The organism is Streptomyces sp. PKA51 (genome assembly GCF_057552455.1).
In genome coordinates this window covers 1-21999 of record NZ_BAAJPZ010000025.1, presented here as the reverse complement: position 1 = coordinate 21999, position 21999 = coordinate 1, and the positions used below count along the sequence as shown (strand labels likewise).

The window sequence follows — 21999 nt, the reverse complement described above, 5'->3', positions numbered from 1 at the left end:
CGTCCCGGACTAGGACCGATCGCCCCTGGCGCCCGCCGCTGTTCGCGCCGCCTCCACGAATGCGGCGATGGCCGGATGGGTGCCGCTGCCCGCGCGGAAGGCGATCTTCGAGCGGCGGAAGAGGGGAAGACGGGTCAGGACGACGTCCTGGGGGGTGTGCGCGGTGGCCATCTCCGGTACGAAGCCCGCGCCTTGCCCGATGGCGGCCAGTGCCAGGACGGTACGGAAGTCGTTGACCTGGTGACGAATGCGCGGCTGGAAGCCGGCCGCCTGGCAGGCGCGTACGGCCATCGCGTGGCCGGTCGTGCCGTCCCGGGCGGTGATCCAGGGCGTCGTGGCCCACGGCCCGAGCAGCTGCGCCAGCGTGTCGCCGGGCGCGGCCGGAGCGGTCACGTGAGCGCTGTCGGTGACGGCGCTCGTAGCCAGGTACATCGGCTCTTCCAGTAGGGGCACCTGGTCGACCGTGGTGTCCGGAGCCGCGGGCACGAAGTCGTAGTCGTGGACGAGGGCCACGTCGAGTTCGCCGGCGCGCAGGCCGTCGGAGACCCGCGCCGAGTCGATCTCCTGCACCATCGGTTCCAGCGCGGGATGCCGCAGGGTGAGTTCGGCCAGCGTGGCGGGCACGATGGCGTGGCCGCCGGAGGGGAACGTGCCGATCCGCAGCGGCCCGCCGATGCCCTCGCGTGCCCCGGCCAGCTCGGAGACCGCCAGTTCGAGGCGCGCGAGGACGGCGTCGGCGTGGGTGACGAGGGTGCGGCCCGCAGGGGTGAGCACCACCCGTCGGCCACTGCGTTCCAGCAGAGCTACGCCCGCTTCGCGTTCCAGCACGCTCAGCTGTTGGGAGACGGCCGAGGCGGTGAAGTTCAGCGCTGCGGCGACGGCCGCGATGGTGCCGCGTCGGTCCAGTTCACGCAGCAGGTGGAGGCGTCGGACATCGAGCATAAGATCAGCTTACGTTCAAGTGAAGAAACGTGAGCTGGATCTACTGGGTTGAGGTCGGTCAGGCTGTTCGCATGAAGCCCGAAGCGAACCTCACCGGCCTGTTTGTCCCTTTGGTTACCCCGTTCGCTGACGACCTGCGCCTTGCCCCGGACGCGCTCGCCCGCCTCGCCGACGAGGCGCTCTCGGCGGGTGCTCGCGGACTCGTTGCCCTGGGCACGACCGCGGAGGCGGCCACGCTGACCACCGAGGAGAAGCAGGCCGTGGTCCGTATCTGCTCGCTCGCTTGCCGGGCACACGGAGCTCCGCTGATCGTCGGCGTCGGCACGAATGACACCGCCGCCGCCACGACGACACTGCAGGAGCTCGCCCGGAGCGGTGATGTCGCCGCGGCGCTGGTTCCCGCGCCGCCCTACACCCGACCGGGCGAGGCGGGAACGCTGGCGCACTTCACGGCACTCGCCGAACACGGGGGCCTGCCGCTGGTCGTCTACGACATCCCGTACCGCACCGCTCAGCCCCTGAGCACCGGCACCCTGAACGCGCTCGGGCACCTACCGCAGGTCGTCGGCGTCAAGTACGCAACCGGTGCGATCGACGCAGCCGCGATGGAACTGCTCGGCTCGTCGATCCCGGACTTCGCGGTGCTCGGCGGCGATGACGCCGTCATCTCGCCGCTGCTCGCGGCGGGCGCCCACGGCGCCATCCTGGCGTCGGCCAACGTCCGCACCGCCGACTTCGCCGAGCTCATCTCGCTGTGGCGGCGCGACGCCGCCGGACCGGCCCGCAAGCTGGGAGCCGAGCTGGCCCGGCTGTCCGCCGCGCTCTTCGCCGAGCCGAATCCCACCGTGATCAAGGGAGTGTTGCACGCCCAGGGCCGCATCCCCAGCCCGGCCGTCCGACTGCCACTGCTGGCCGCCTCCACCGATTCCGTCCGGCGAGCCGCGGACCTGGCCGCCGCCAGGACCCACCACGCTCACCAAGAGACCGCGGCCTGACACGCACACGTTGCCCGAGAGAGCCATCGGCCTTCGGCGCAAACCGGCTGCGCCCGCCTGCTCCCGTGCCTCCGCACCCCTTACGTGGGCGAGCTCTCCAGGCGGCCGAGACGGGCGGGTCGGTCCCGGCCGGCCCGGCACCGGGCGGTCCGGCTCCGCAAGCAGCCGCTACGCACCGAGCTGCTGACCCTGCCCGGCCCGACGGCCGACGCGGTTCGTCGACCACACGTGCCCGACGGGCCGGCACACCGACGACAGCGCCCTCCTCCTGCTCCAGTCCCACCGCTCCACAGCCCCATGAAGTCCGGCGCAGTTCACCGCAGCAGCCCCCGCAGGCGGCCACCCTCAGCAGCCGAACAGCACCCATCAAACGCCCGGGACCCCGTGGCACCACCCGCCGAGGCCCGGGCCCGTCCCACCGCCCCGCCGTAATTCGCTGGCACCGAACCAACCCCCGCCCGCACCCTAATCCCATGCCAAACCTGCAAGACCTGCAAAACCCGCCGGCCCAACCGGCCCCGCTCGAGCCCACTCACCGCATACGCGCCCTCCACACCGCCGAAACCGTCACCGTCTATCAGGCCTATGCGCCCGCCATCGGGCGGCCCGCAGCCGCCGAGGGGCGGTTTCCCGCCACCTGGAAGCGGGAGCGGATGACGTGGATCAAGCCGTCCTTCCTGTGGATGATGTACCGCTGCGGCTGGGCCACCAAGCAGGACCAGGAGACCGTCCTCGCCATCGAGATCACCCGCGACGGCTTCGAATGGGCCCTGCGCCACGCCTGTCTCTCGCACTTCGTGCGCGGACTGCACCCCGACCCCGCCACCTGGAAGCGGCAGCTGCGCGAGGCGCCCGCACGAGTGCAGTGGGATCCCGAGCGTGACCTGCACCTGCAACCACTGCCGTACCGTTCGCTGCAGCTCGGCCTCGCCGGTGAGGCCGCCCGGCGCTACGCCGACGAATGGACCGTCTCCATCCGCGACGTCACGCCGCTCGCACACCGCGTCCACGAACTGGTCCGCGCCGGCGACCTCACCGAGGCGCGTGCCCTGCTGCCGCGCGAAGAGCCCTACCCCCTCACCGAAGGGCTCCTCAGCCACCTGTGCGCATGACCACCGCCGAGCACCTCCTCCTCGCCGCCGTCCGCACCAGCGACCCCATCGCCGTGGCCGCCAGCACGGCCTGCGGTGGCGGGACGCCTGATCGCCCAGGCGCCTTCACCTGTCCCTACCTCACCCGCAGGAGGTTGGCACGGTGTTCCAGGAGGTCAACACAGTCACGGAGAACCGGTCGCGGCAGGCCGGCGCGCTCACGCATCAGCACAATGGCCTGAATGCTCCGACCAGCAGTGACCAGTTGGTCTACCTCCCGCTGGTCCCCGGCCGAGAGCCGACCCCACAGAGAATCGTTCATCCCCCCATTGAACCCGTCCCGCCCCACCAGCGGCCACACAGCTCTCGGGCCGGTGCGAGATCGCCGGAATCCCCGGCACACCGCACGGGCTACGGTGGGCGGGCGGGCGCACGACAGAAGCAGGCATCTCAGGCACCTGGGGTCTCTGACGGCGGGAGGTCGGCATGACGGCGGTGGTACGGACGTCCGAACAGCTGGTGATCGTGGAGCGAGGCCAGTTCGCACTGTGTGACGCGACAGCGCCGTTCGACGGACGGCCATGGGAGTTACCGGCCCTTGACGGACGGCGAATCGCGGTCAATGGCAGCGGGCTGACCGTGGCCAGCACCGTGGCGATGCACGACGCGGACGTGCGGCTGGAATTGTGGGATGCGCCCCCTCCACCGGAATCCGGCGAGGCACCGGGGGAGTGCGTGCTCAGTGTGCCCTCCGGTTCGGTGACGGCCTGGTCCGTACCGCACGGTCCGGTCGGCGAGCCCATGGCGCTCGACGGCCCCGGCTCGTACGCCGTCCGCGTGCACCGGTACGGGGGCGGCCCCGAAGCGCGTGCCCGGCAGGAGGCGGCGGACCCGCCGCTGTTCACCGGTCTGGAGAGGTTCGTCATCCAGCTGTGGCGCCACCGTCCCCCGTCGGACGGACCCGAGGGGGGACGGCGCCGATCAGGGTTCAGCGGATGCTGACGTAAAAGGCGTCCTTGTGCAGGATGCGGTCGGCCACGTACCAGTTGTTCAGGTCGGTTCCGGCGTTTCCGTTCTGCGTGCCGTCGACGTACTTCACCGAGAAGTTGCCGTCACCCTTGCCCGCGCCCTCCCAGGACGAGGCGAAGGGGTATTCGTCGCACTCCTCACCCGCCTGGGGCGTGAGCTGGGCACAGGTACTGCGCACCACGTTGCGGTTGTTGTTGTAGGCCGTGGTGGCCGCGGCGTCCCAGGTGGACATCAGCCGGTGCAGCGGCTTGCCCGAGGCAGGGCTGCCGGGAATGGACTTCGTGCGGCCGGCGGGGGCCGGCGGGTAGGTGGCTGCCGGGTTGGTCTGGGCCAGCTGGATGTGGCGGGCGACCGCCCCGTTGCGCGCGGAGCCGACGCTGTACTCCGCCATCACGGGCATGACCCGGTCGAAGATGCCGGCACCGTTGGCCCCCAGATAGCTCGCCGAGTCGAACCGGACCCCGTTGTCCAGGGTCGTCCCGGTACCACCGGAATTGGTCACGGACGAGCGGATGGCACAGCGCGCCACCTTGTCGCGGCCGTAGCCGTCGGACGCGGCCGAGGAAATGGTGTAGATGGCCGTCTTGCCGGCCTGCCAGGCACTGAGCAACTGTGGCCCGGAACCGTTGACACCACACGCCTTGTTGCTCCCGTCGGGCCCGGAGTAGCCGCCGGTGGCCCAGCCGATGAGGAGCTTGCCGTCGGTCGTCGTGCCGGTGCGCACGAAATTGTCCATGCCGGTCACCAGCCGGATGACCCGGGAACCCTTGGTGCCTTCGCCGGCGGTGGTGTGCCGCCAGGACACATGACCGATCACTTTGCCGCCCTGCATCACGGAGTAGCCCAAGGGCGTGACATGGCAGTACTCGTAGTGGTTGAGGATCCGCTCACCGGAGCCCGGGAACAGACGGCGGCAGCTGCTCAGGTCCACGGCGCTGGGCGCGACGCCGCCCTGGGCCGGGGAGGCGTAGGACAGGCCCAGCCGTCGCCCGGTCTCGTCACCGTGCTCGTACAACGCGGCGGGCGGGAGCGGCGCCGGCTCCCCCCGCGTGGCGGACTCCGGTGCTCTGCTGCCGAGAGCGGGCAGGGGATGGTGGGCATCGACGACCTGAACGGGTGTCACGGTGACGCGCGACATCGCGTCATGGGCGGCGGGTTGCGCCGCGGCGTAGGAGACGGGAAGAGCGGTACAGGCGGCGCCGACCAGAACAGTGGTCAGCGCACGGCGTATCGGCCAGTGCATTGGCGCTCCTAGAGTCGCTCCATGCGGCCTTGACCGGCCACGAACAATCGACACTAGGTTTGCCGAACGGGAGTACACAATCTGTGTGTCGTCCCACCCGTCACGGGGCGGTCGACTTCCGGCCATGTACGCCGAGACACGGCCAGCACTTGTCGTCCATGGGGCAGTGGCCTGGAGGCGGGGTTCTACCGCCGAGCGGTGTCGTCCCTACCCAGGAGAGATGCGACCGCCCAGCACGGCGACGATGCTGCGCACAGGACGCCACCAGTCCCTCGACGCTCCACCGGTACGGGGCGGGCCGGGCGCCTTTGCTGCCCGACACCATGGTCGAAGATGGGGTCATGGCAGCAGGGGACGAGGGCGAGATCGCTCTGACTACGCAAGACCTTCGTGAGGTCACCGCTTTCGCAGCGGCGTGCGCGGAAGTGGTGCTTGAGGTATTCGAGGCCGATCAGCCGGACGACCCGCGGCCCCGAGACGCTGTCGGCGCCGCGTGGGAGTTCGCTCGGGGCGGCCGGCGAGGGAAGGCTCTGCGTGACACGGCGTGGGCGGCCCTCAAGGCTGCCAAGAGTGCGGACACTGCGGCCGCGTGCGAGGCGGCTCGGGCAGCGATGTCTGCGGCAGGCGCCGCCTACCTGCATCCGCTGGCCAAGGCCACCCAGGTCAAGCACATTCTCGGAGCAGGCGCCCATGCGGCCAGAGCAGCCGAACTCGTCGCCGGCCGGAATCCGAGCGTTGGTTCCGAACACGTTGAGCAGGAACACGTTGAGCAGATAGTGCATCGGGCAACACCGGCCGTCGTAGAGGTGCTCAAACGCTTCCCAGCGGCACCAGGTGGCGGTGGACGGGTCGGTGAACTGATGCGCATGCTGGACGCCCGCCTTCGTTCGCCCGCCTTCGTCCGCTCACCTTCACCGAATGATCTTCAGCATCCGGATGAAGCGGCCCCCTGACCCAGGAGCTCGCCCCATCTCCAGGCAGCGGCCGGAACTCGACGGAACTCGTTTCCTCGACCGACCGCCGGCGGCCCCCTCGCAGCCGGGCCGCCCTCCGCCACCCGTCATCCGCCGCGCCCGGTCCGTCATCCGCCGCCCCCGGTCCGCCGTCCCCCGTCCCCCTCCGTCGTCACAGCCGGATCAGCACCAGCCCCATGCTGAACCCGCTGGCCAGCCCGACGAGGGCGACCACGTCGCCGGGCATGACGCGGTCGGACTGCTGTGCCAGGGCCAGCTGCAGCGGCAGGGACGCGGAGGCCGCGTTGCCGTACCGGTCCACCGTGGCCAGGAACCGGCTCCTCGGCAGCCCGAGCAGAGCGCAGGCCTCGTGGAACTGCGGCATGGAGATCTGGTGGACGGCGACGAACGCGCTCTCGCGCACCAGGGCCATTTCCTCCGGCGCGTACTCCACCACCAACCGGGCCATCTCGCGGCCGGTCCGGGACAGCTGGTTCTCGTTGAGCCGGAGGCAGTAGTGGTCGTCGTCCGTGGAACGCGGATACATCGAGCCCCCGGCCAGCACGGTGCACGCCTCCCAGGCGGAGGAGTCGGCGGCGAACACCGCGTGCAGCACCCCGGGCTCGTCCGGGCCCGCGGGCCCGGCGGTCAGGAGCAGGGCGGCCCCGGCGTCGGAGACGGTGTAGCCGGGCAGGTGGCGCATGAAGGTCTCGTGGTCGGGCACGTGCCAGCGGGTGGTGAGCGTCGTCGTCTCCCCGCAGGCGACGAGCACGGTGCGGTGGCGCCCGGTCTCGATGAAGGCTGCCGCCGTCTCCACGGCGTTGAGCACGCTGTTGCAGGCGTTCTTCACGTCGAACACCGGGCAGGTGGCGCCGAGTTTCGCTGCCACGATGTGCCCGGTGGCGGGCTCGACGAGGTCCTGGGAGGTGGAGGCGAACAGCAGCAGGTCCACCTCGCCGACGCTCGCCCCCGCCATGCCCAGCGCCTCGACGGCGGCCGCCACCGCCAGGTCGGACGCCTGCACGTCGTCGGACCTGACGTGTACGCCCCGGACACCGGTGAGGTTCTCCAGCGTGCCGGGCGGCGGAACGAAGGGACTGCCCGCCGCGATCATGCCCGCCCGGACCTGTTCCATGGTCCGGTACTGCGGCGGGAGGTGTACGGCGTTCGACAGCAGCCGTGCACGGCAGGAAGGCAGCACCACACCACCGTACGGCGGTGGCGCCGGCCGGATCCGGTCACCGGAGAACTATCACCAAGTGTCCATGTTTTCTTCTCTTTCAGGGGAGATTACCCCGCAATCGGCCCGTTCCGTCCACGCTGAGGGGCCCGCACCGGGGTAGGGATGACAATCGGCACCGCGACAGGCCGCGTTGGAGAACCGGACGGGGGGCCGACGATGGAATGCAACGACCGTGCGGTGGCCGTCGTGGGCGCGGGCTGCCGGCTGCCCGGCGGCATCGCGGACCTGCGAGGGCTGTGGGACGTCCTGTGCGAAGGCCGGGACGTGGTGGGAGAGATCCCGCCGGACCGTTTCGACAAGAATCGCTTCGTCGACCCCGGAGGCCTGCGCGCCTGCCGCAGCTACACGGCAGCCGGCGGCTTCCTCGACGACGTGGCGGCCTTCGACGCCGCCTACTTCGGCATCGCCCCGAAAGAAGCCGAGGCCATGGACCCCCAGCAGCGGCTGGTGCTGGAAATGGCCGCGGAAGCCCTCGACGACGCGGGCATCCCCGCCGAGTCGCTCGCCGGATCGGACACCTGCGTCTACATCGGGGTCTCCGACCCGAGCTACGGCACGATCCAGGGGACGATCGAGAAGTACGCCAACCCCTACACGATGAGCGGTTCCACGCTGTCCATCACCGCGAACCGCCTCTCGTACTGCTTCGACCTGCACGGACCGAGCATGGCGATCGACACCGCCTGCTCCTCGGCACTCGTGGCCCTCGACCGCGCCTGCCGCACCCTGCTGGACGGCACCAGCCGCATCGCCCTCGCCGGCGGCATCAACGTGCTGGCAAACCCCTACGCCTACGCGGGCTTCTCCCACGCGGGCATGCTCTCGCCCAGCGGGCACTGTGCCGCCTTCTCCGCCGCGGCCGACGGCTTCGTGCGGGCCGAGGGCGGGGGAGTGGCCGTCCTCAAACGACTCGCCGACGCGCTGGCCGACGGTGACCGCATCCACGCGGTGATCGCCGGCACGGGCACCAACTGCGACGGCCGCACCCAGGGCCTGGCCCTTCCCAGCCCCGCCGCGCAGGAGGCCCTCCTGCGCAGCGTGTACGAGCAGGCGGGCGTGGCACCGGACGAGCTGGTGTACTTCGAAGCCCACGGCACCGGCACCCTCGCAGGCGACCCGGCCGAAGCCCAGGCGATCGGACGCGCCCTGGGACAGCGCCGCACCGTCGGACCCCTCCCGATCGGCTCCGTCAAGTCCAACCTGGGCCACCTGGAGCCGGCTTCCGCCATGCCGAGCCTGTTCAAGGCCATGCTCGTCCTCCGGCACGGCACGGCCCCCGCCACCTTGCACGCCAGGCCGCTCAACCCGGACATCGACTTCACCGGCCTCGGTCTCGCACCCACCGTCGAACCCGTCGACCTCCCGCGATCGCCGCGGGCGGCCGTCGGCGTCAACTCCTTCGGCTTCGGCGGAGCCAACGGCCACGCCGTCCTCCTCACGCCACCGGCCCCACCCCGCCGCGAGGACCACCCCGCCGGCACACTGCCCGTGGTGGTCTCCGCCCGCTCGGCCAAGGCCCTGCGCGAACTGTCCGCACGTGTCGCGGCGCACCTGCGCACAGCGGCACCCGAGGAGTTCTACGACCTCGCCCACACCACCACCCGGCGCCGCAGCGCCCACCCCCACCGCGCCGCCGTCCTGGCCGGCAGCCTCCAGGAGGCCGCCGACCGGCTCGAGGGGCTCCTCGCCGACGAGCCCGTCCACGGAGCCCGGTCCCGCAAGGCCCCACGGGACACGGTGGCCTACGTCTTCTCCGGCAACGCCTCCCAATGGCCCGGCATGGCCGCCGATCTCCTGGCCGCCGACCCGGTCTTCCGCACGGCCGTCGAGCAGGCCGATGCCGCACTCGCGCCGTACCTGCGCTGGTCGGTGGCGAAGGAACTCGCCGAACCGGAAGCAGCCCGCTGGCAGCGCACCGAGATCGCCCAGCCCGCCCTGTTCGCCGTACAGGTGGGCCTGGTCGCCGTCCTGGCCGCCCACGGCGTGCGCCCGGCGGCCGTCGCCGGGCACAGCGTCGGCGAAGTGGCCGCCGCTCACGCCGCCGGGGCGCTGACCCTGGAGCAGGCAGCCCGCGTGGTCGCCGAACGCAGCCGTACCCAGGGCGCCACCGCCGGCACCGGACGCATGGCCGCCGTCGGCCTGCCCGAGCACGCCGTACGGGAGGAACTCCTCCCGTACGCCGACGAGCTGGTGATCGCCGGAATCAACAGCGACCGCGACGTCACCATCGCCGGCCGTGCCCAGGCCCTGGCCGCCCTCGGAGCCGAACTGACGGCCCGCGACGTCTTCTTCCGCGAACTCGACCTCGACTACGCCTTCCACAGCCCCGCCATGGACCCCGTCGCCGGCCCCCTGCGCACCGCACTGGCTGCACTGGAACCCACCGCCACCCGCATTCCCTTCCTGTCCACCGTCACCGGCACGGCACAGCCCGGCGAGGGCCTGGGCGCCGAATACTGGTGGCGCAACGTCCGCGAACCGGTCCGTTTCCACCAGGCCGTCACCCGCATCCTCGCCGACCACGCCGACATCGTCGTCGAGATCGGCCCGCACCCCGTGCTGCGCCCCTACCTCAAACGCACCGAAGCCACCTACATCCCCACCCTGCAGCGCGACGGCGACGGCCCGCGCGAGACCGCCGCCGTCGCCGCCCTGCTCGCCGCGGGCGCGGCCGTCGACTGGCGGACGTACTTCCCCCACCAGGGCCGGGTGAGCGACCTGCCGGCCTACGCCTGGCAGCACGAACGCCACTGGCTCGGCACCCCGCACGACGCGGTCGTGCGCACCAGCGGCACCGGACTCCTCGACCACCCGCTCCTGGGCGAGCGCCTCCCGGCACCGCACCCGCTGTGGGAAGGCTCCATCGAACCCCAGCTGGTGCCCTGGATGGGCGACCACAGGATCGCCGGATCCGTGCTCATGCCCGCCGCCGCGTACGTCGAGATGGCACTGTCCGCCGGGCGGCGGGCGCTGGAGAGGCCGGTGGAGGTACGGCACCTGGGCATCGCCAGCCCCCTGCCGATCGCCTGGCCCGACCCCGGCCCCGCCCGGCTGCAGACCGCCGTCACCCTCGAGGACGGCGCACTGACCATCAGCAGCAGCGAAGGCCGCGGCACCGCCTGCCACCCCGTCGTCCGTGCCCAGGCCCGTACGCTGCTCGGCACGGCCCCCGCCCCCATCGACCCCGACGCGATCCGCGCCCGCTGCCCCCGCACCCTCAGCGGCCCGGACTTCTACCGGACCTGCCACAGCGTCGGCCTCGACGTCGGCCCCGCCTTCCAGCTGCTGCACGAACTGCACGTCGGCGCCACCGAACTGCTGGCCGACTACCGCAACGAGCACCCGGGCGAGGACTACACCGTGCACCCGGTCCTCCTCGACGGCCCCTTCCAGGCCACCGTCGCCCTGGTGGAGGAGCACATGCGGGCCGGCCGCGCCTACCTGCCGTCGACCTTCGACGCGGTGCGGGTGTGGCGCACCCCGTCCCCGCACGGCGTCGTCCACCTGCACCAGCGCAGCTACACCGAGACCGAGTTCTGCTGGGACGTCACCTACGCCGACACCGACGGCACCGTCACCGCCGAGATCGAGGGGTTCCGCACCCGCCGCGCGTACAACACCGACCGGACCCCGCTGACCGTCCAGCACACCGTCCTGCGCGCCGCGCCGCACCCCGCGCTCCCGGCCGCCCCCTCACCGCTGCCGCCCCCCACCGACCTGGCGAACGCCGTTCACGACCGGATCGCCCGGCTGCACGAAGCCCTCCAGGAAACCGGATACGAACGCTTCCGTGCCGCCGTCGACGAAACCGCGGCCCACTGCTGGGCCGCGGCCCTGGCCGGACTGCTCGACGACGCCTCCGCCCCCTTCACCCTGCCCGACCTCCTCCACGGGGGCCTCCAGCCCCGCCACCGGCGCCTGGTACGGCTGATGCTTCCCCTCCTCGCCCGGCACGCACTGGCCCGCGCCGCCGACGGCGAGCGCTGGCAGCTGACCGCCGCCGCGCCCCGGCCCGCAGAACACCTCACGGCACTGGCCGAGAACCACCCGGCCTTCGTCGCCGAGACCCTCCACCTCAACGCCCACCTGCGCCACCTGCCCCACACGCTGCGCGACACCCCGGGCACACAGGACATGCTGGAGACCGGCGCCACGACGTACGAGCAGCTGTACGCCGCCGCGCCCGTCCACCGCTTCACCCACCGTCTCGCCCAGGCCCTGCTCGGCGAGATCGTCCGCCGCTGGCCCGACGACCGCCCCCTGCGCGTCCTGGAACTCGGCGCCGCACCCCACGCCCTCACCGCGGCCCTGCTGCCCCTGCTCCCGGCGGACCGCACCCGCTACACCTGCACCGACAGGTCCGAGACCGCTCTCGCCGCCGCCGGACACCGCTTCGCCGCCCACGACTTCGTCGACTACCGCACCCTCGACCCGGACACCGACCCCACGGCCCAGGGCTTCGGCGACGGCGCATTCGACCTCCTCGTCGCCGACGACACCCTGCACAGCACCGCCGATCTGGCCGAGGCGCTGCACCGTGTACGCGCCCTGCTCGCCCCCGGCGGACACCTGCTCGCCGTCGCATCGCACGACGCACAGCACCGCGCCCTCCTCCTCGGCGGCACCGAGGAGTTCTGGCAGCGCCACGACCGCACCCTGCGGTCCGACACCGTGCTGCTGCCCAGGGACCGGTGGGTACCCCTGCTGGAGCAGTGCGGCTTCACCGGCACCGTGCAGACCGGCACCGGCGACCGCTGCGTCCTCCTCGCCGCCGCCGACCGCCTCCCCGCCGCCGAACCCGCACCGCCCGCGCCCCGGCCGGGCACCACCTGGACCGTGGCCATCGAGACGGCCGACGAGACACCGACCGCGCAGGCACTCGCCGGCCTCATGGGCGCCGCGGACGTCATCACCGCCACCGGCGACTCCTCGGCCTGGGCCACCGCGCTGCCCGCCGGACCCGGCGGCGTCGTCCTCCTGCTCGGCACGCCCCGGAGCCCCGGCGTCCCCGCAGGGACCGTCGCCCGGACGACGCACCGCGCGGCCGTCCTGCGCGCCCTGGCCGCAGCCCTCGCCGCACGCACGGAGGAGACCCGCCCGCAGGTGTGGCTGGTCACCCGGCCCACCGGCCTGTTCCCCGCCCCCGAGCGCCCCGCCCACCCCCTCGACGCGGCCACCTGGGCAGCAGCGCGCACCCTGGCCAACGAATGCCCCGACCTGCACCTGCGCCGGATATCCCTGGACCGCAGCGGCGACCCGGCCGCCGACGCCCGGCGCCTGGCCCACGACCTGCTCGCACCCGGCGACGAGGACGAGATCGTCCTCACCCGTGGCGGCCGGTTCGTCCCTCGCGAGACCCAGTGCCCGGCCGACCAGCCCGCCCCCATCTCCGTCCCCGTCTCCGCGGGCGCGCCCTTCGCCCTGGAGGTCCGGGACCCGGGCTTCTCCCGCAGGCTCGTGTGGCGGCAAGAGCAACCACTGCGGCCGGGGCCCGGCGAGATCGTGATCGAGATGCGGGCCGTCGCGCTCAACTATCGCGACCCGATGCGGGCCAACGGACTGCTGCCGCCCGAGGCCGTCGAGGGCACTCCGCTCAGCCGCGGCCTGGGAACCGACGGAGCGGGCATTGTCACCGCCGTGGGCCCCGGGACCAGTGCGTACAAGGTCGGGGACCGCGTCAGCGGACTGATGGCCGCAGCCCTGGCCTCGCACACTCTCGCACCGGAATCCACCGTCGGCCCCATCCCCGACGGCATGAGCTACGCCGAGGCCGCCACCATGCCGGTCGCCTTCCTCACCGTCCATCGCACCCTGGTCGACGAGGCCAGGCCCCTGCCCGGTGAGACACTGCTCCTCCACGGCGGAGCCGGAGCCGTCGGGCTGGCCGCCCTCCAATGCGCCCGCGACCTGGGCCTGCAGGTGATCGCCACCGCAGGCACCGAGACCAAACGCGACCTGCTGCGCACGCTCGGCATCGAGCACGTCCTGGACTCCCGCAGCCTCGACTTCGTCCCGCGCGTACGGGAACTGACCGACGGCAAGGGCGTCGACATCGTCGTCAACTCCCTCAGCGGCGAGGCCATCGCCCGGAGCCTGGAGCTGCTGCGGCCCAACGGGCGTTTCGTCGAGCTCGGCAAGCGCGACATCTTCCTCAACAACCCCCTGCTGCTGCGCCCGTTCAACCGAAGCCTCACCTTCATCGGCTTCAATCTCGACAGCATCGTCTTCGATCCCCTGCGCGGGCCCCGCCTGATGCACGACACCGCGATGCAGGTGGCCACCGGCCGCTACCGGCCCCTCCCGCACACCCTGCACCCCCCGGCCCGCGTCGACGAGGCTTTCCGGCTGCTCCAGCACTCCCGCCACGTCGGCAAGGTCGTCGTCGCCTTCGACCCGTTGGACGAACCGGTCCCGGTCGAACCCGCTCTCGCCGTGCCCGCGCTGGACCCGGACGGCACCTACCTGATCACCGGCGGGCTCTCCGGCTTCGGTGCCGCCACCGCCGAGTGGCTCGCCGACCGCGGCGCCCGCCACTTCGCCCTGCTCAGCCGCCGCGGTTGCGAAGCGCCCGAGGCCGCCGCCGTGCTCGAACGCCTGTCTGTGCGCGGGGTGGCGGCCACCGCGTACGCCGCCGACGTCACCGACGAGACGGCCGTCCGCCAGGTGATCACCGCCGTGGACGCCGGCGGCCATCGGCTGCGCGGCGTGGTCCACTGCGCCATGCACCTGGACGACGCCCCACTGGCCGACCTCACGGACGAGCGCTTCGCCGCCGTGTTCGCCCCCAAGGCCGCGGGAGCGGACGTCCTCGACCGCCTGACCGCCGACCGCGACCTCGACCTGTTCCTTCTCTACTCCTCGGTCACCGCGGCGACCGGGAACCTCGCGCAGGCTCCCTACGTCGCCGCCAACGCCTACCTGGAGGCCCTGGCCCGTGCCCGGCGCCGCGCCGGACGCCCCGGCACGGCGATCGCCTGGGGGCCGATCGCCGGCACCGGATACGTCGCCCGCAGCAACCTGGCGGCCGCGATGACCGCTCTCGGCTTCGAACCCGTCACCCCCGCCGAGGCGTTTACTGCCGCCGACCACCTCGTCGCCACCGGCACCGACGTCGCCGGCGTCGGCCGCTACCGCTGGACCCGCGCCCGCCGTCTGCTGCCTTCCCTGGGCAGCCCTCGCTACGGTGTGCTCGTCCCCGCCGGTGCCGCGGAAACGGACGACAGCCGCGAGGAGCTGCTGCGCGCCCTGGCCGGAATGACCCCTGAGGAGGCCGTCCGCGCCATCACCGAGGCCCTGACCCGCCACCTCGCCGGTGTCCTGCACATCGATCCGGGCGAATTGGATCCCGACCGCAACCTGGAGGACTTCGGTGTCGACTCCCTCATGGGTGCCGAGTTCATCCTCCAGGCGCGCGAATACTTCGGTATCCACATCCCGCCGGGTGAACTGATGGGCGGCGGGCGCACGCTGACCCATTTCGCCCGCCTGATCCACGAGCGTTTGGCCGTGCACTCCTCAGGGCCCGCTCCTTCCGTGCCCCGTTCACCGGCCCCCGTGCCACCAGGGCCGGCGGAGCCGTGAGGCCGCCCGGCCGGTCACCGCGGCACGCACCGGGTGGGGTTACGGTTCGACCGTGACGGGCTTCTCGGCGCGCAGGTCGCTGACGAAGCCGTCCTTGACCGCGCGCATGCAGTAGGAGTGTGCCCGGACGTTGGCGGGGATGCCGGGGTCGCGTTCGAGCTTGCGGTCCATCGAGGTGGCGCCGGCCGGGGCGTTGCGCTGGAAGGTGTAGGGGTGCCAGATGCCGACCTCGCTGCTGTAGAAGGGCTTGGTTTCCATCAGGAGGACCTCGTCCGGGTTGCCCTGTGCGGGCTCCCAGGTGACGCGGACGGTACTGGCCTGGAGGCGCTCGACGGACTTCAGTGCCGGCGCCTTCGGGATCACCGAGGCGGTGGCGGGCTCGATGTCGCCGCTGCGGATCGTCCGGGGCACGGACGGTTCGTAGTGCTCCGGCTGTTCCAGCTTGCCCGTGACACGGAGCGCGGCAAGGGCCCGTCCCTGGCCGCCCGCGCACGCGTCGACCTGCATGACCGTGCGCCAGACATCGGCGATCCGGACGACGTCCTCCTTCTGGAGCGGCAGTGCGCGGGTGCTGCCGTCGGCGGACACTGCGCTCACGGAGTAGGCGTAGCGGGAGTCGTCCGAGCGGACCACCTGATAGCTGCACCGGTCCACGGCCGCGGCCCGCGCGAGGACCGCCGGCGCAGCCGCCGCGGCCGCGCTTGCTCCCGAGGCGAGGGTTGCGAGAGCGAGGGTGCCCGTGGCGATGGCGGCGGCTGTACGAGAAGGCATGCGTCCTCCGGTGACGTCCGGCGGCCCACGACGAGCCGGCGAGCAGATGACGTACGGGGCCGGCCCTGTGCAAGATCACCGACCGGCTCCGGACGCTACCGGCAATGAACACCCAAAGGGAAGTCAAAAATCAGCAAAGCCATGGCAGTGCGGCCGCGGCACCGCATGTACCGCGGCGGCGGCCCCCGCCCTCGTGCTCGTTACCGCAGATCTTTGCTGCGTACGTAGCGCAGTCCGCAGGCGTCCTCGTACGGATCGCCGTCCGAGCCGAACAGGTTCCACAGGGGCTGCATCGGCAGCCAGGTCAGGCCCATGAGCCAGCGCCCCACGGCCTGCCAGAAGCGCGGGCGCCCGCCGTCGGCCTCTCGTACGACACGCGTGAAGAGCAGGAACTTGCCCACGGTCGTCCTGAACAGCACGGCCCCCAGGACGTGGTGGGCGAAGGACACCCCGAACAGGCATGCCGCGGCCACGGCCCAGAACGTACCGACGCTCTTGTCGTCCGCGATCCTCAGGGCCAGCGCGAAACCGGCCACGACGGTGAGGGTTCCGTCGATCGTGGCGAAGAGCATGCGGCGCTCGTCGCCGACCGGTTCGGGGACGACGGGGGCCTGCGGATACGGATGCGGGTATGGGTGTGGGTATGGGTACGGGGGGTGCTGCACCGGCTGCTGCCGCTGGTAGTCGATCACGTGAGCTCATCCTGCCCCATGACTGTCACGGTTGGTGCGCGGAATGATCGCCGAGCCGTATCGAACGCAATGCTGGATTCGGACCCGCCGCCTTGGGGGGAACCGGCCGGGGCGGGCGTAACCCTCGCCCGGCTGTGCTCGGCTGCAGGTCAGGGGTGATGGCCGGCGGCGTTGGTGCGGGTGGCGTTGGTGCGGGTGGCGGCGGTGGCGGTGGTCATCGCGGTGACGAAGCGTTCGGCGGTGTCGAGTTCGGCCGGGGTGAAGGCGTCCATGGCGGTGAGCAGGGTGTCGATGGCGGGGCCGAAGAATGACCACCCGAGGTCGATGGCTTGTGGTTCGACGGTGAGCAGGACCCGTCGGCGGTCGGTGGTGTCGCGTTCGCGGCGGACGAGGCCGAGCCGCTCCAGTCGGTCGACGAGGGTGGTGGTGCCGGCGGAGTTGAGGCGGAGTTGTTCGCCGAGCCGGCCGGGGGTCATGGGGCGTTCGGCCCGGGCGGCGTCGAGCAGGGCGATCAGGGCCCGCAGGTCGGTGGGGTGCAGTCCGTGACGGGCGGCGAACTCCGCGGCGAGCAGGTCGAACTCGACGGTCATGGCGCGCAGTTGGTGGACCAGTCGCAGCCGGGGGTCCTGCCGGCCTCCGTCGATACTCATTGACGCACCGTCCTCTCGTTCGCCTAGTATCTCGCTCAGCGAGAGAATACGTCATGCGACCTCCCGAGGAGCCGGTGTGTCCGAAACATTCTTCGCCGCCTACGATGCGCTGCTGGCCCGCTGGCCGGCTGGCACCGCCGCACTGACCGTGCCCACGCCGTACGGCCCGACCCGGGTGCACGCCTACGGCCCGCCGGACGGCCCGCCGCTGGTGCTGCTGCATGGTGGTGGTGCCACCGGCACGGCGTGGTTCGCCAATGCCCCGGCGCTGGGTGCCCGGCACCGGGTGTACGCGGTCGACATCCTCGGCGATGTCGGCCGCAGCGAACGCGCAGGTCTGCCGCTGCGCACACCGCAGGACCTCATGGCGTGGCTGGATGCGGTGCTGGACGAGCTGGAGCTGCCGGCGGCCGCTCTGTGCGGGCATTCGTATGGTGGTTGGGTGGCTGCCGGGTACGCGCTGCACGCGCCGGATCGGGTGCAGCGCCTCGTGCTGCTCGACCCGACCCAGGTGTTCGGCGGCTACCGTCCGGGTTACCTGCTGCGTGCGTTGCCGATGTTGTTGCGGCCTTCTGTGCGGCGGGTCGGTGCGTTCCTCGACTGGGAGACTGCAGGCACGGGGGTGGGTGTGGACTTCAGGCGTCTTTACGTGTTGGGTGCGACGTTGCGGGGGCGGGGCCGGCCGGTGGTGGGGCGGACGCTCGACCTGGTGGGGCTGGCTGTGCCGGTGCTGGTGGTGTTCGCGGGGCGGAGCCGGGTGCATGATGCCGATGCGATGGCGGATCGGGCTCGTCGGCTGCTGCCGCGGGCTCGGGTGGAGGTAGTGCCGGGGCTGGGTCATCATGCGCTACCGATTGCCGGTGCTGTGGTGGTGGACGCGATGGTGTTGGAGTTCCTCGAGGGCGCTGCCCGGGGGGTGTGATGGGGTGGGAGCGTCGGGTCGTCGTCTGGCCGGGAAATGCTCCCCGCCGGTGCTGGTCTCCGTCATCCGGCTGGGCTGCTCGGCGCCCGGTTGCGGAGGAGGAGGTCTTCGTAGCGGCGGTGTCGGCGCGTGGTGGTGCGGTGGTGCAGCAGTCGGGTGGTCGGGCCGAGTTCTCGTCCTCGGGCACCAGCACCACCGTGGCCGCCGCGGTCGTCACGGGTCGTCTTGCAGGTCGCGCTCGCGAATCGGTATGCCGTTGCTGCGTCCGTTCCTGTCGCTGCAGGGCGGGCCGAAGGTGCTGGACGCGGTGAGCGCGGGCAAGCGGCTCCTGGCGGGGTGCGGGGTCTGCCGGCGCTGGCGCGGCGGAAGGGGGGGCGTCGAGTCGCTGCTGCCGTGCGAGGTGGGTGACAAGCTCGTGCCGACGACGTCAGCCCGCGGTTCCGCGATCTGGACGGCCAGTGGGTTCTGGCGGGCCACGATGCCCGCGTCGAGACCGGCACCTACGACGCGCTGGAAGACTTGGCGCGCAACCGCGTGAATCTGGAACAAGGTGATCAGGCACTGGCCGGACATGCTGAGGTCGCCGGGTCCCTGGTCAGCGACCAGGTCCGCGCCTACGACCTGCTGCGCATGTTCGGCCGCGACGGCCGCCCGACCCCGCTGGGCGCCGCGTCCGCGCAGTACGGGCGGATCGAGGAATCCGAGCACCTGTTGCGGTGGTCGACCCGGTGGACGGCACCTACCGGCCCGGCGGCAGATGAACCGGCAGCTCACCGTGCAGGAGTCCCGCCACAAGCCGGCCCGGGATGGTGCCACGGCAAGCGCGGCACTATCCACCAGGCGTACTGGGACGGGAGAGAGAGGGGACCAGCTTGGCACGCTGGGCCTAGTTCGCAACGCCATGGTGTTCTGGGCGATGAAGTGCCCCGACGCGGCCGTCGTCCCGGCTTCACGTCGAAAGCCAGGAGATCTCCGAGACGAGGACCTCGCCCGGCTCTCCCTGCTCAAGCACCGCAACCTGAGCCTGCTCGGCCGCTACAGCTTCACCGCCAGGGTCCCGGCCGCCGGCGCCCTGCGCCCGCTGCGCGACCCGCCGGATGTCCCAGAGCTGGACGAAGACGACGAGGACGGCGGCGGGCAGGGGTGGGTATCAGGGGTCGATCGGATCACTCCGTGACGGGCAGGCACTCGGTGAGGAGGTCGATGATGTCGCGCCAGGCTCGTTGTGCGTGGCGTGGGTGGTGGCCGACGCCGGGGGGCGTGGTGTGGTCGACCGGTGGGTGGTGGAAGGCGTGAAGGGCTCCTCCGTAGACCGTGAGGCGCCAGTCGATGCCCGCGGTCTGCATCTCTGTGGTGAACGCTTCCCGTTGTGCGGGTGGCATGATGGGGTCTTCCGATCCGACCCCGGCCCATACGGGGCAGCGGATACGTGCTGCTTCGCCCGGTCGGCCTGTGGTCAGTGCGTTGACTGTTCCGATCGCGCGCAGGTCGACGCCGTCGCGACCGAGTTCCAGTGCGATTGCGCCTCCGGTGCCGTAGCCGATTGCGGCGGTCCGGTCGGGGTCGGCCCGTGGTTCGGTCCGCAGCACGTTGAGGGCGGCGTGGCCGATTTCTCGCATGCGGTCGGGATCGGCGAGCAGCGGCATGCAACGGGCCAACATTTCCTGTGGGTCTTCTAAATAGCGTCCGCCGTGGAGGTCGAAGGCCAGCGCCACGTACCCGAGCTCGGCGAGGGCCTCGGCCCGCCGGCGCTCGACATCGCTGAGTCCCATGCCTTCGGGTCCGATCAGGACTGCGGGCCGGCGCTCGGTACCGGCCGGGAGTGCGAGGTATCCGATCATCGTCAGGTTGTCGGCCGGGTATTCGACCGTACGGGTGGTGATCGTCGTCATGCGACTGGACGGTAATGACCGTTGCGCCCGCTGAGGGGTGGTGTTCACCGATGGCAGACAACAGTGCGCATGGCCTGATCTGCGCGAACAGATGTCCCAGGTGTCAAAAGCTCCGTTTGCGCCAATCACTCTCCTGTACCCGCTGCACGCAGGCGGCCTGTGGCAGTCGCGCCTTCTGTGAATCCCTGTGGTGTGACGGGCCCATGGTTCGGTGACGAGGGAAGGGCAAGGAAGAGATGGCTTCTGCACCCCGCCAGCCCTATGGAACTGTCGTGAGCGAGTCGGGAGTCAACGTACGGGAGTTCCCCAGCACTGACTCCTCCACCGTCGCACGTCTGCCTTACGCCTTCACGGTCGGCTTGCGATGCAAGGTGCGTGCCCAGGTCATCGACGGCAATGCCATGTGGTACCTGCTGCGCGACCGGCCCGGGTGGGTTTCGGCCCGGTACGTGGACAACACCGGCACCGTGAGGTTCTGCGGGGATGCCGCAACGGGCCATGAAGCGACGGACGAGGACACGGCGGGGTAGCGACGCGGAGGGGCTCTCAGGACCACTGCACTCCAGCCTCAGCCGATCAAGATCAAGTGCTCACGCCTCACGCCGACGGTCGTACCGACAGCCCCGAGGCCGACCTGCCAGGCAAGCCGATCCTCAAGTGAGACACGGAAGGGGGCTCCCGACGATTCGCTGGGGCCCCTTCCGGCCGGTCAAGAACCCTCACGGCACCGAGACTCGGCCACCTGCCGAGGCCAACCGCCCATCAGCCACTCATTGCAGAAGCGAGACAACTTCTGAGAGGGTTTGAGGACAGGTAGGGTTCGATCCTCCGTACGCAAGGGGCCTCTCGGCGGCCACCCTTGGTCTACAAGCGCGTCTCGACCGACCAGCAGTCGACCGTCAGGCCAAACCTCGTCCTTCACGAGCCAAACCTCGTCCTTCACGAGGCCGACACCGAGGCCCCGGTCGTCTTCGAAGAAGAGCCGGGCACCTCCAGCCGCCTCCACCCCCTCCAGCGCCCGAAGTTCCGCGTGCTTCCTCGACTACGCGCGGCCAGCCGATACCGTGCACATCTCTGAGACGTTCCGCCTCGTCCGCGGCACCGGGCACATCCTCGACGTGCTCGACGCCCTCCACCGCGACCGTCTCGCACTGCGCATCCACGACGGCGCGTTCTTCGCGATTCACCGCTCGCCACCCGCGCACCGGCGAGCTGGGGGAGTGGGCGGGGCTTGCGGGTGGTGAGCGGGCGGCCCGCCGGCAGGAACTGACCGGTGAGGGCGGGCTCGCTCCGCGACCCGCGAGTCGGCCCTCCGACGGTCGCGCTCCTGACCGGCTCTCCGTGCTCCGGGGCGGTCATGACGCGCAACCATGCACGACCACGTTGCCGGGGAGAGCGCCCGGACGAAGGCGCAAGAGCACACGGTCCCTGCCGCACCTCAACCACCGCGCGAAGGCACGGCACCCCTCGGCGCATCCCGCTGCCGCCCAGCCCTTCAGGCGGGGAGGAGGTCCTCCTGCGAGCTCGTCCCTGAAGGAGCCCCGGGATTCACCGGGCCTTGCCGGGGGTGCCCGGCGGCGTGGCGAGTCGGTCGGCGCCGCACATCTCGCACACTCGCGCCCCCGGCCGGAGCAGCGCCTCGAGCGCTTGGTCGGTGGTGAGGTCCGCGGGGCCTGGGGCGGTGAAGCACGAGGCGTGGTGAAGGACGCTGCGCCGCGGGCTGGTGTCGTTGTACGGATGGCGCGGGTAGGTGATCTTCCAGCGGTCGGAACCGTCCCCGCGGACCTGCGGCCAGCCCGCCCCCGAGCCTCCGCCGGCCGCGTTCTCGCGGGTCCGGGGCGGAGGCGGGGGAGTGGCCGGGCGGCGGCCGGCGCGGGCTACGGCGGCGGGATGCCGCCGCAGGGGCACGCGCTTGTACGCCTCCGCTTCTTCGGGGACTGGGGCGACGTGGGTGGCGGGTACGGAGAAGGTGATGTCGGCGGGTTCGGTGGTGTC

At 71.6% G+C, this 21999-nt stretch carries 16 protein-coding genes and 1 pseudogene; 9 read left to right on the top strand and 8 right to left on the bottom strand.

Features of this window, described 5'->3' with window-relative positions; genetic code table 11:
* Positions 1–9: 9 nt before the first annotated feature.
* Positions 10–942 (bottom strand): LysR family transcriptional regulator, encoded by a 933-nt coding sequence (locus tag AC27L3_RS26385; protein ID WP_487236559.1) that lies wholly within the window; start codon positions 940–942, stop codon positions 10–12.
* A 29-nt stretch (positions 943–971) separates the two neighbouring features.
* Here AC27L3_RS26385 and dapA point away from each other — a divergent pair, with 29 nt between their 5' ends.
* The 3 genes from dapA to AC27L3_RS26370 all read left to right on the top strand — a co-directional run bounded on the left by dapA (position 972) and on the right by AC27L3_RS26370 (position 4030).
* Entirely contained in the window at positions 972–1937 is a 966-nt protein-coding gene (gene dapA / locus AC27L3_RS26380) for a 4-hydroxy-tetrahydrodipicolinate synthase (RefSeq protein WP_487236558.1), read from the top strand.
* Positions 1938–2410: 473 nt separating this feature from the next.
* Positions 2411–3049, top strand: a complete 639-nt coding sequence (locus AC27L3_RS26375; protein ID WP_487236557.1) for a DUF4291 domain-containing protein — start codon at positions 2411–2413, stop codon at positions 3047–3049.
* 618 nt (positions 3050–3667) lie between these two features.
* A complete protein-coding gene (locus tag AC27L3_RS26370; RefSeq protein WP_487236556.1) occupies positions 3668–4030 on the top strand; it encodes a hypothetical protein in 363 nt (120 codons plus the stop codon).
* Here AC27L3_RS26370 and AC27L3_RS26365 read toward each other — a convergent pair.
* Positions 4017–5300 (bottom strand): NucA/NucB deoxyribonuclease domain-containing protein, encoded by a 1284-nt coding sequence (locus AC27L3_RS26365; RefSeq protein ID WP_487236555.1) that lies wholly within the window; start codon positions 5298–5300, stop codon positions 4017–4019. The two genes, AC27L3_RS26370 and AC27L3_RS26365, sit on opposite strands and share 14 nt — an antisense overlap.
* A 341-nt stretch (positions 5301–5641) precedes the next feature.
* On the opposite strand from AC27L3_RS26365, the gene AC27L3_RS26360 reads away from it, so the two are divergent.
* Positions 5642–6253: a putative immunity protein gene (locus AC27L3_RS26360; protein ID WP_487236554.1), complete on the top strand. Its 612-nt coding sequence runs from the start codon at positions 5642–5644 to the stop codon at positions 6251–6253.
* Positions 6254–6425: 172 nt separating this feature from the next.
* On the opposite strand, the gene AC27L3_RS26355 is transcribed toward AC27L3_RS26360, so the two are convergent.
* A complete protein-coding gene (locus AC27L3_RS26355) occupies positions 6426–7454 on the bottom strand; it encodes a 3-oxoacyl-ACP synthase III family protein (RefSeq protein WP_487236553.1) in 1029 nt (342 codons plus the stop codon).
* Positions 7455–7652: 198 nt separating this feature from the next.
* Between AC27L3_RS26355 and AC27L3_RS26350 the strand changes: the two genes are divergently transcribed.
* Positions 7653–15077: an SDR family NAD(P)-dependent oxidoreductase gene (locus tag AC27L3_RS26350; RefSeq protein WP_487236552.1), complete on the top strand. Its 7425-nt coding sequence runs from the start codon at positions 7653–7655 to the stop codon at positions 15075–15077.
* A gap of 39 nt (positions 15078–15116) precedes the next feature.
* Here the strand turns inward: AC27L3_RS26350 and AC27L3_RS26345 are convergent, their stop codons facing one another.
* The 3 genes from AC27L3_RS26345 to AC27L3_RS26335 form a co-directional block, all read right to left on the bottom strand.
* Positions 15117–15848 (bottom strand): hypothetical protein, encoded by a 732-nt coding sequence (locus tag AC27L3_RS26345; protein WP_487236551.1) that lies wholly within the window; start codon positions 15846–15848, stop codon positions 15117–15119.
* A 200-nt stretch (positions 15849–16048) separates the two neighbouring features.
* Positions 16049–16420, bottom strand: a complete 372-nt coding sequence (locus AC27L3_RS26340; RefSeq protein WP_487236550.1) for an RDD family protein — start codon at positions 16418–16420, stop codon at positions 16049–16051.
* A 269-nt stretch (positions 16421–16689) separates the two neighbouring features.
* Positions 16690–17190 (bottom strand): MarR family winged helix-turn-helix transcriptional regulator, encoded by a 501-nt coding sequence (locus AC27L3_RS26335; protein ID WP_487236549.1) that lies wholly within the window; start codon positions 17188–17190, stop codon positions 16690–16692.
* A gap of 76 nt (positions 17191–17266) precedes the next feature.
* Here AC27L3_RS26335 and AC27L3_RS26330 point away from each other — a divergent pair, with 76 nt between their 5' ends.
* From AC27L3_RS26330 to AC27L3_RS26320, 3 genes and pseudogenes are all read left to right on the top strand, one after another.
* A complete protein-coding gene (locus AC27L3_RS26330) occupies positions 17267–18112 on the top strand; it encodes an alpha/beta fold hydrolase (protein ID WP_487236548.1) in 846 nt (281 codons plus the stop codon).
* A gap of 447 nt (positions 18113–18559) precedes the next feature.
* Positions 18560–18775 (top strand): annotated as a pseudogene (locus AC27L3_RS26325) (hypothetical protein); the annotation flags it as partial.
* Complete coding sequence (locus AC27L3_RS26320; RefSeq protein ID WP_487236547.1) at positions 18684–19289, top strand: Tn3 family transposase; 606 nt, start codon at positions 18684–18686, stop codon at positions 19287–19289. The pseudogene AC27L3_RS26325 and the gene AC27L3_RS26320, both read left to right, overlap by 92 nt.
* Here AC27L3_RS26320 and AC27L3_RS26315 read toward each other — a convergent pair.
* Complete coding sequence (locus AC27L3_RS26315; RefSeq protein WP_487236546.1) at positions 19279–20004, bottom strand: dienelactone hydrolase family protein; 726 nt, start codon at positions 20002–20004, stop codon at positions 19279–19281. The genes AC27L3_RS26320 and AC27L3_RS26315 overlap by 11 nt on opposite strands.
* Before the next feature lie 272 nt (positions 20005–20276).
* On the opposite strand from AC27L3_RS26315, the gene AC27L3_RS26310 reads away from it, so the two are divergent.
* Positions 20277–20534: an SH3 domain-containing protein gene (locus AC27L3_RS26310; protein WP_487236545.1), complete on the top strand. Its 258-nt coding sequence runs from the start codon at positions 20277–20279 to the stop codon at positions 20532–20534.
* 1018 nt (positions 20535–21552) lie between these two features.
* On the opposite strand, the gene AC27L3_RS26305 is transcribed toward AC27L3_RS26310, so the two are convergent.
* Positions 21553–21999 (bottom strand): DUF6233 domain-containing protein (locus tag AC27L3_RS26305; protein WP_487236544.1); only part of this gene is annotated, 447 nt, incomplete at its 5' end.

Coding starts and splice junctions, on each gene's coding strand:
- AC27L3_RS26385 (WP_487236559.1), bottom strand. CDS start 942: ATGCTCGATGTCCGACGCCTCCACCTGCTGCGTGAACTGGACCGACGC.
- AC27L3_RS26375 (WP_487236557.1), top strand. CDS start 2,411: ATGCCAAACCTGCAAGACCTGCAAAACCCGCCGGCCCAACCGGCCCCG.
- AC27L3_RS26365 (WP_487236555.1), bottom strand. CDS start 5,300: ATGCACTGGCCGATACGCCGTGCGCTGACCACTGTTCTGGTCGGCGCC.
- AC27L3_RS26360 (WP_487236554.1), top strand. CDS start 5,642: ATGGCAGCAGGGGACGAGGGCGAGATCGCTCTGACTACGCAAGACCTT.
- AC27L3_RS26350 (WP_487236552.1), top strand. CDS start 7,653: ATGGAATGCAACGACCGTGCGGTGGCCGTCGTGGGCGCGGGCTGCCGG.
- AC27L3_RS26345 (WP_487236551.1), bottom strand. CDS start 15,848: ATGCCTTCTCGTACAGCCGCCGCCATCGCCACGGGCACCCTCGCTCTC.
- AC27L3_RS26340 (WP_487236550.1), bottom strand. CDS start 16,420: ATGCTCTTCGCCACGATCGACGGAACCCTCACCGTCGTGGCCGGTTTC.
- AC27L3_RS26335 (WP_487236549.1), bottom strand. CDS start 17,190: ATGAGTATCGACGGAGGCCGGCAGGACCCCCGGCTGCGACTGGTCCAC.
- AC27L3_RS26320 (WP_487236547.1), top strand. CDS start 18,684: ATGCTGAGGTCGCCGGGTCCCTGGTCAGCGACCAGGTCCGCGCCTACG.
- AC27L3_RS26315 (WP_487236546.1), bottom strand. CDS start 20,004: ATGACGACGATCACCACCCGTACGGTCGAATACCCGGCCGACAACCTG.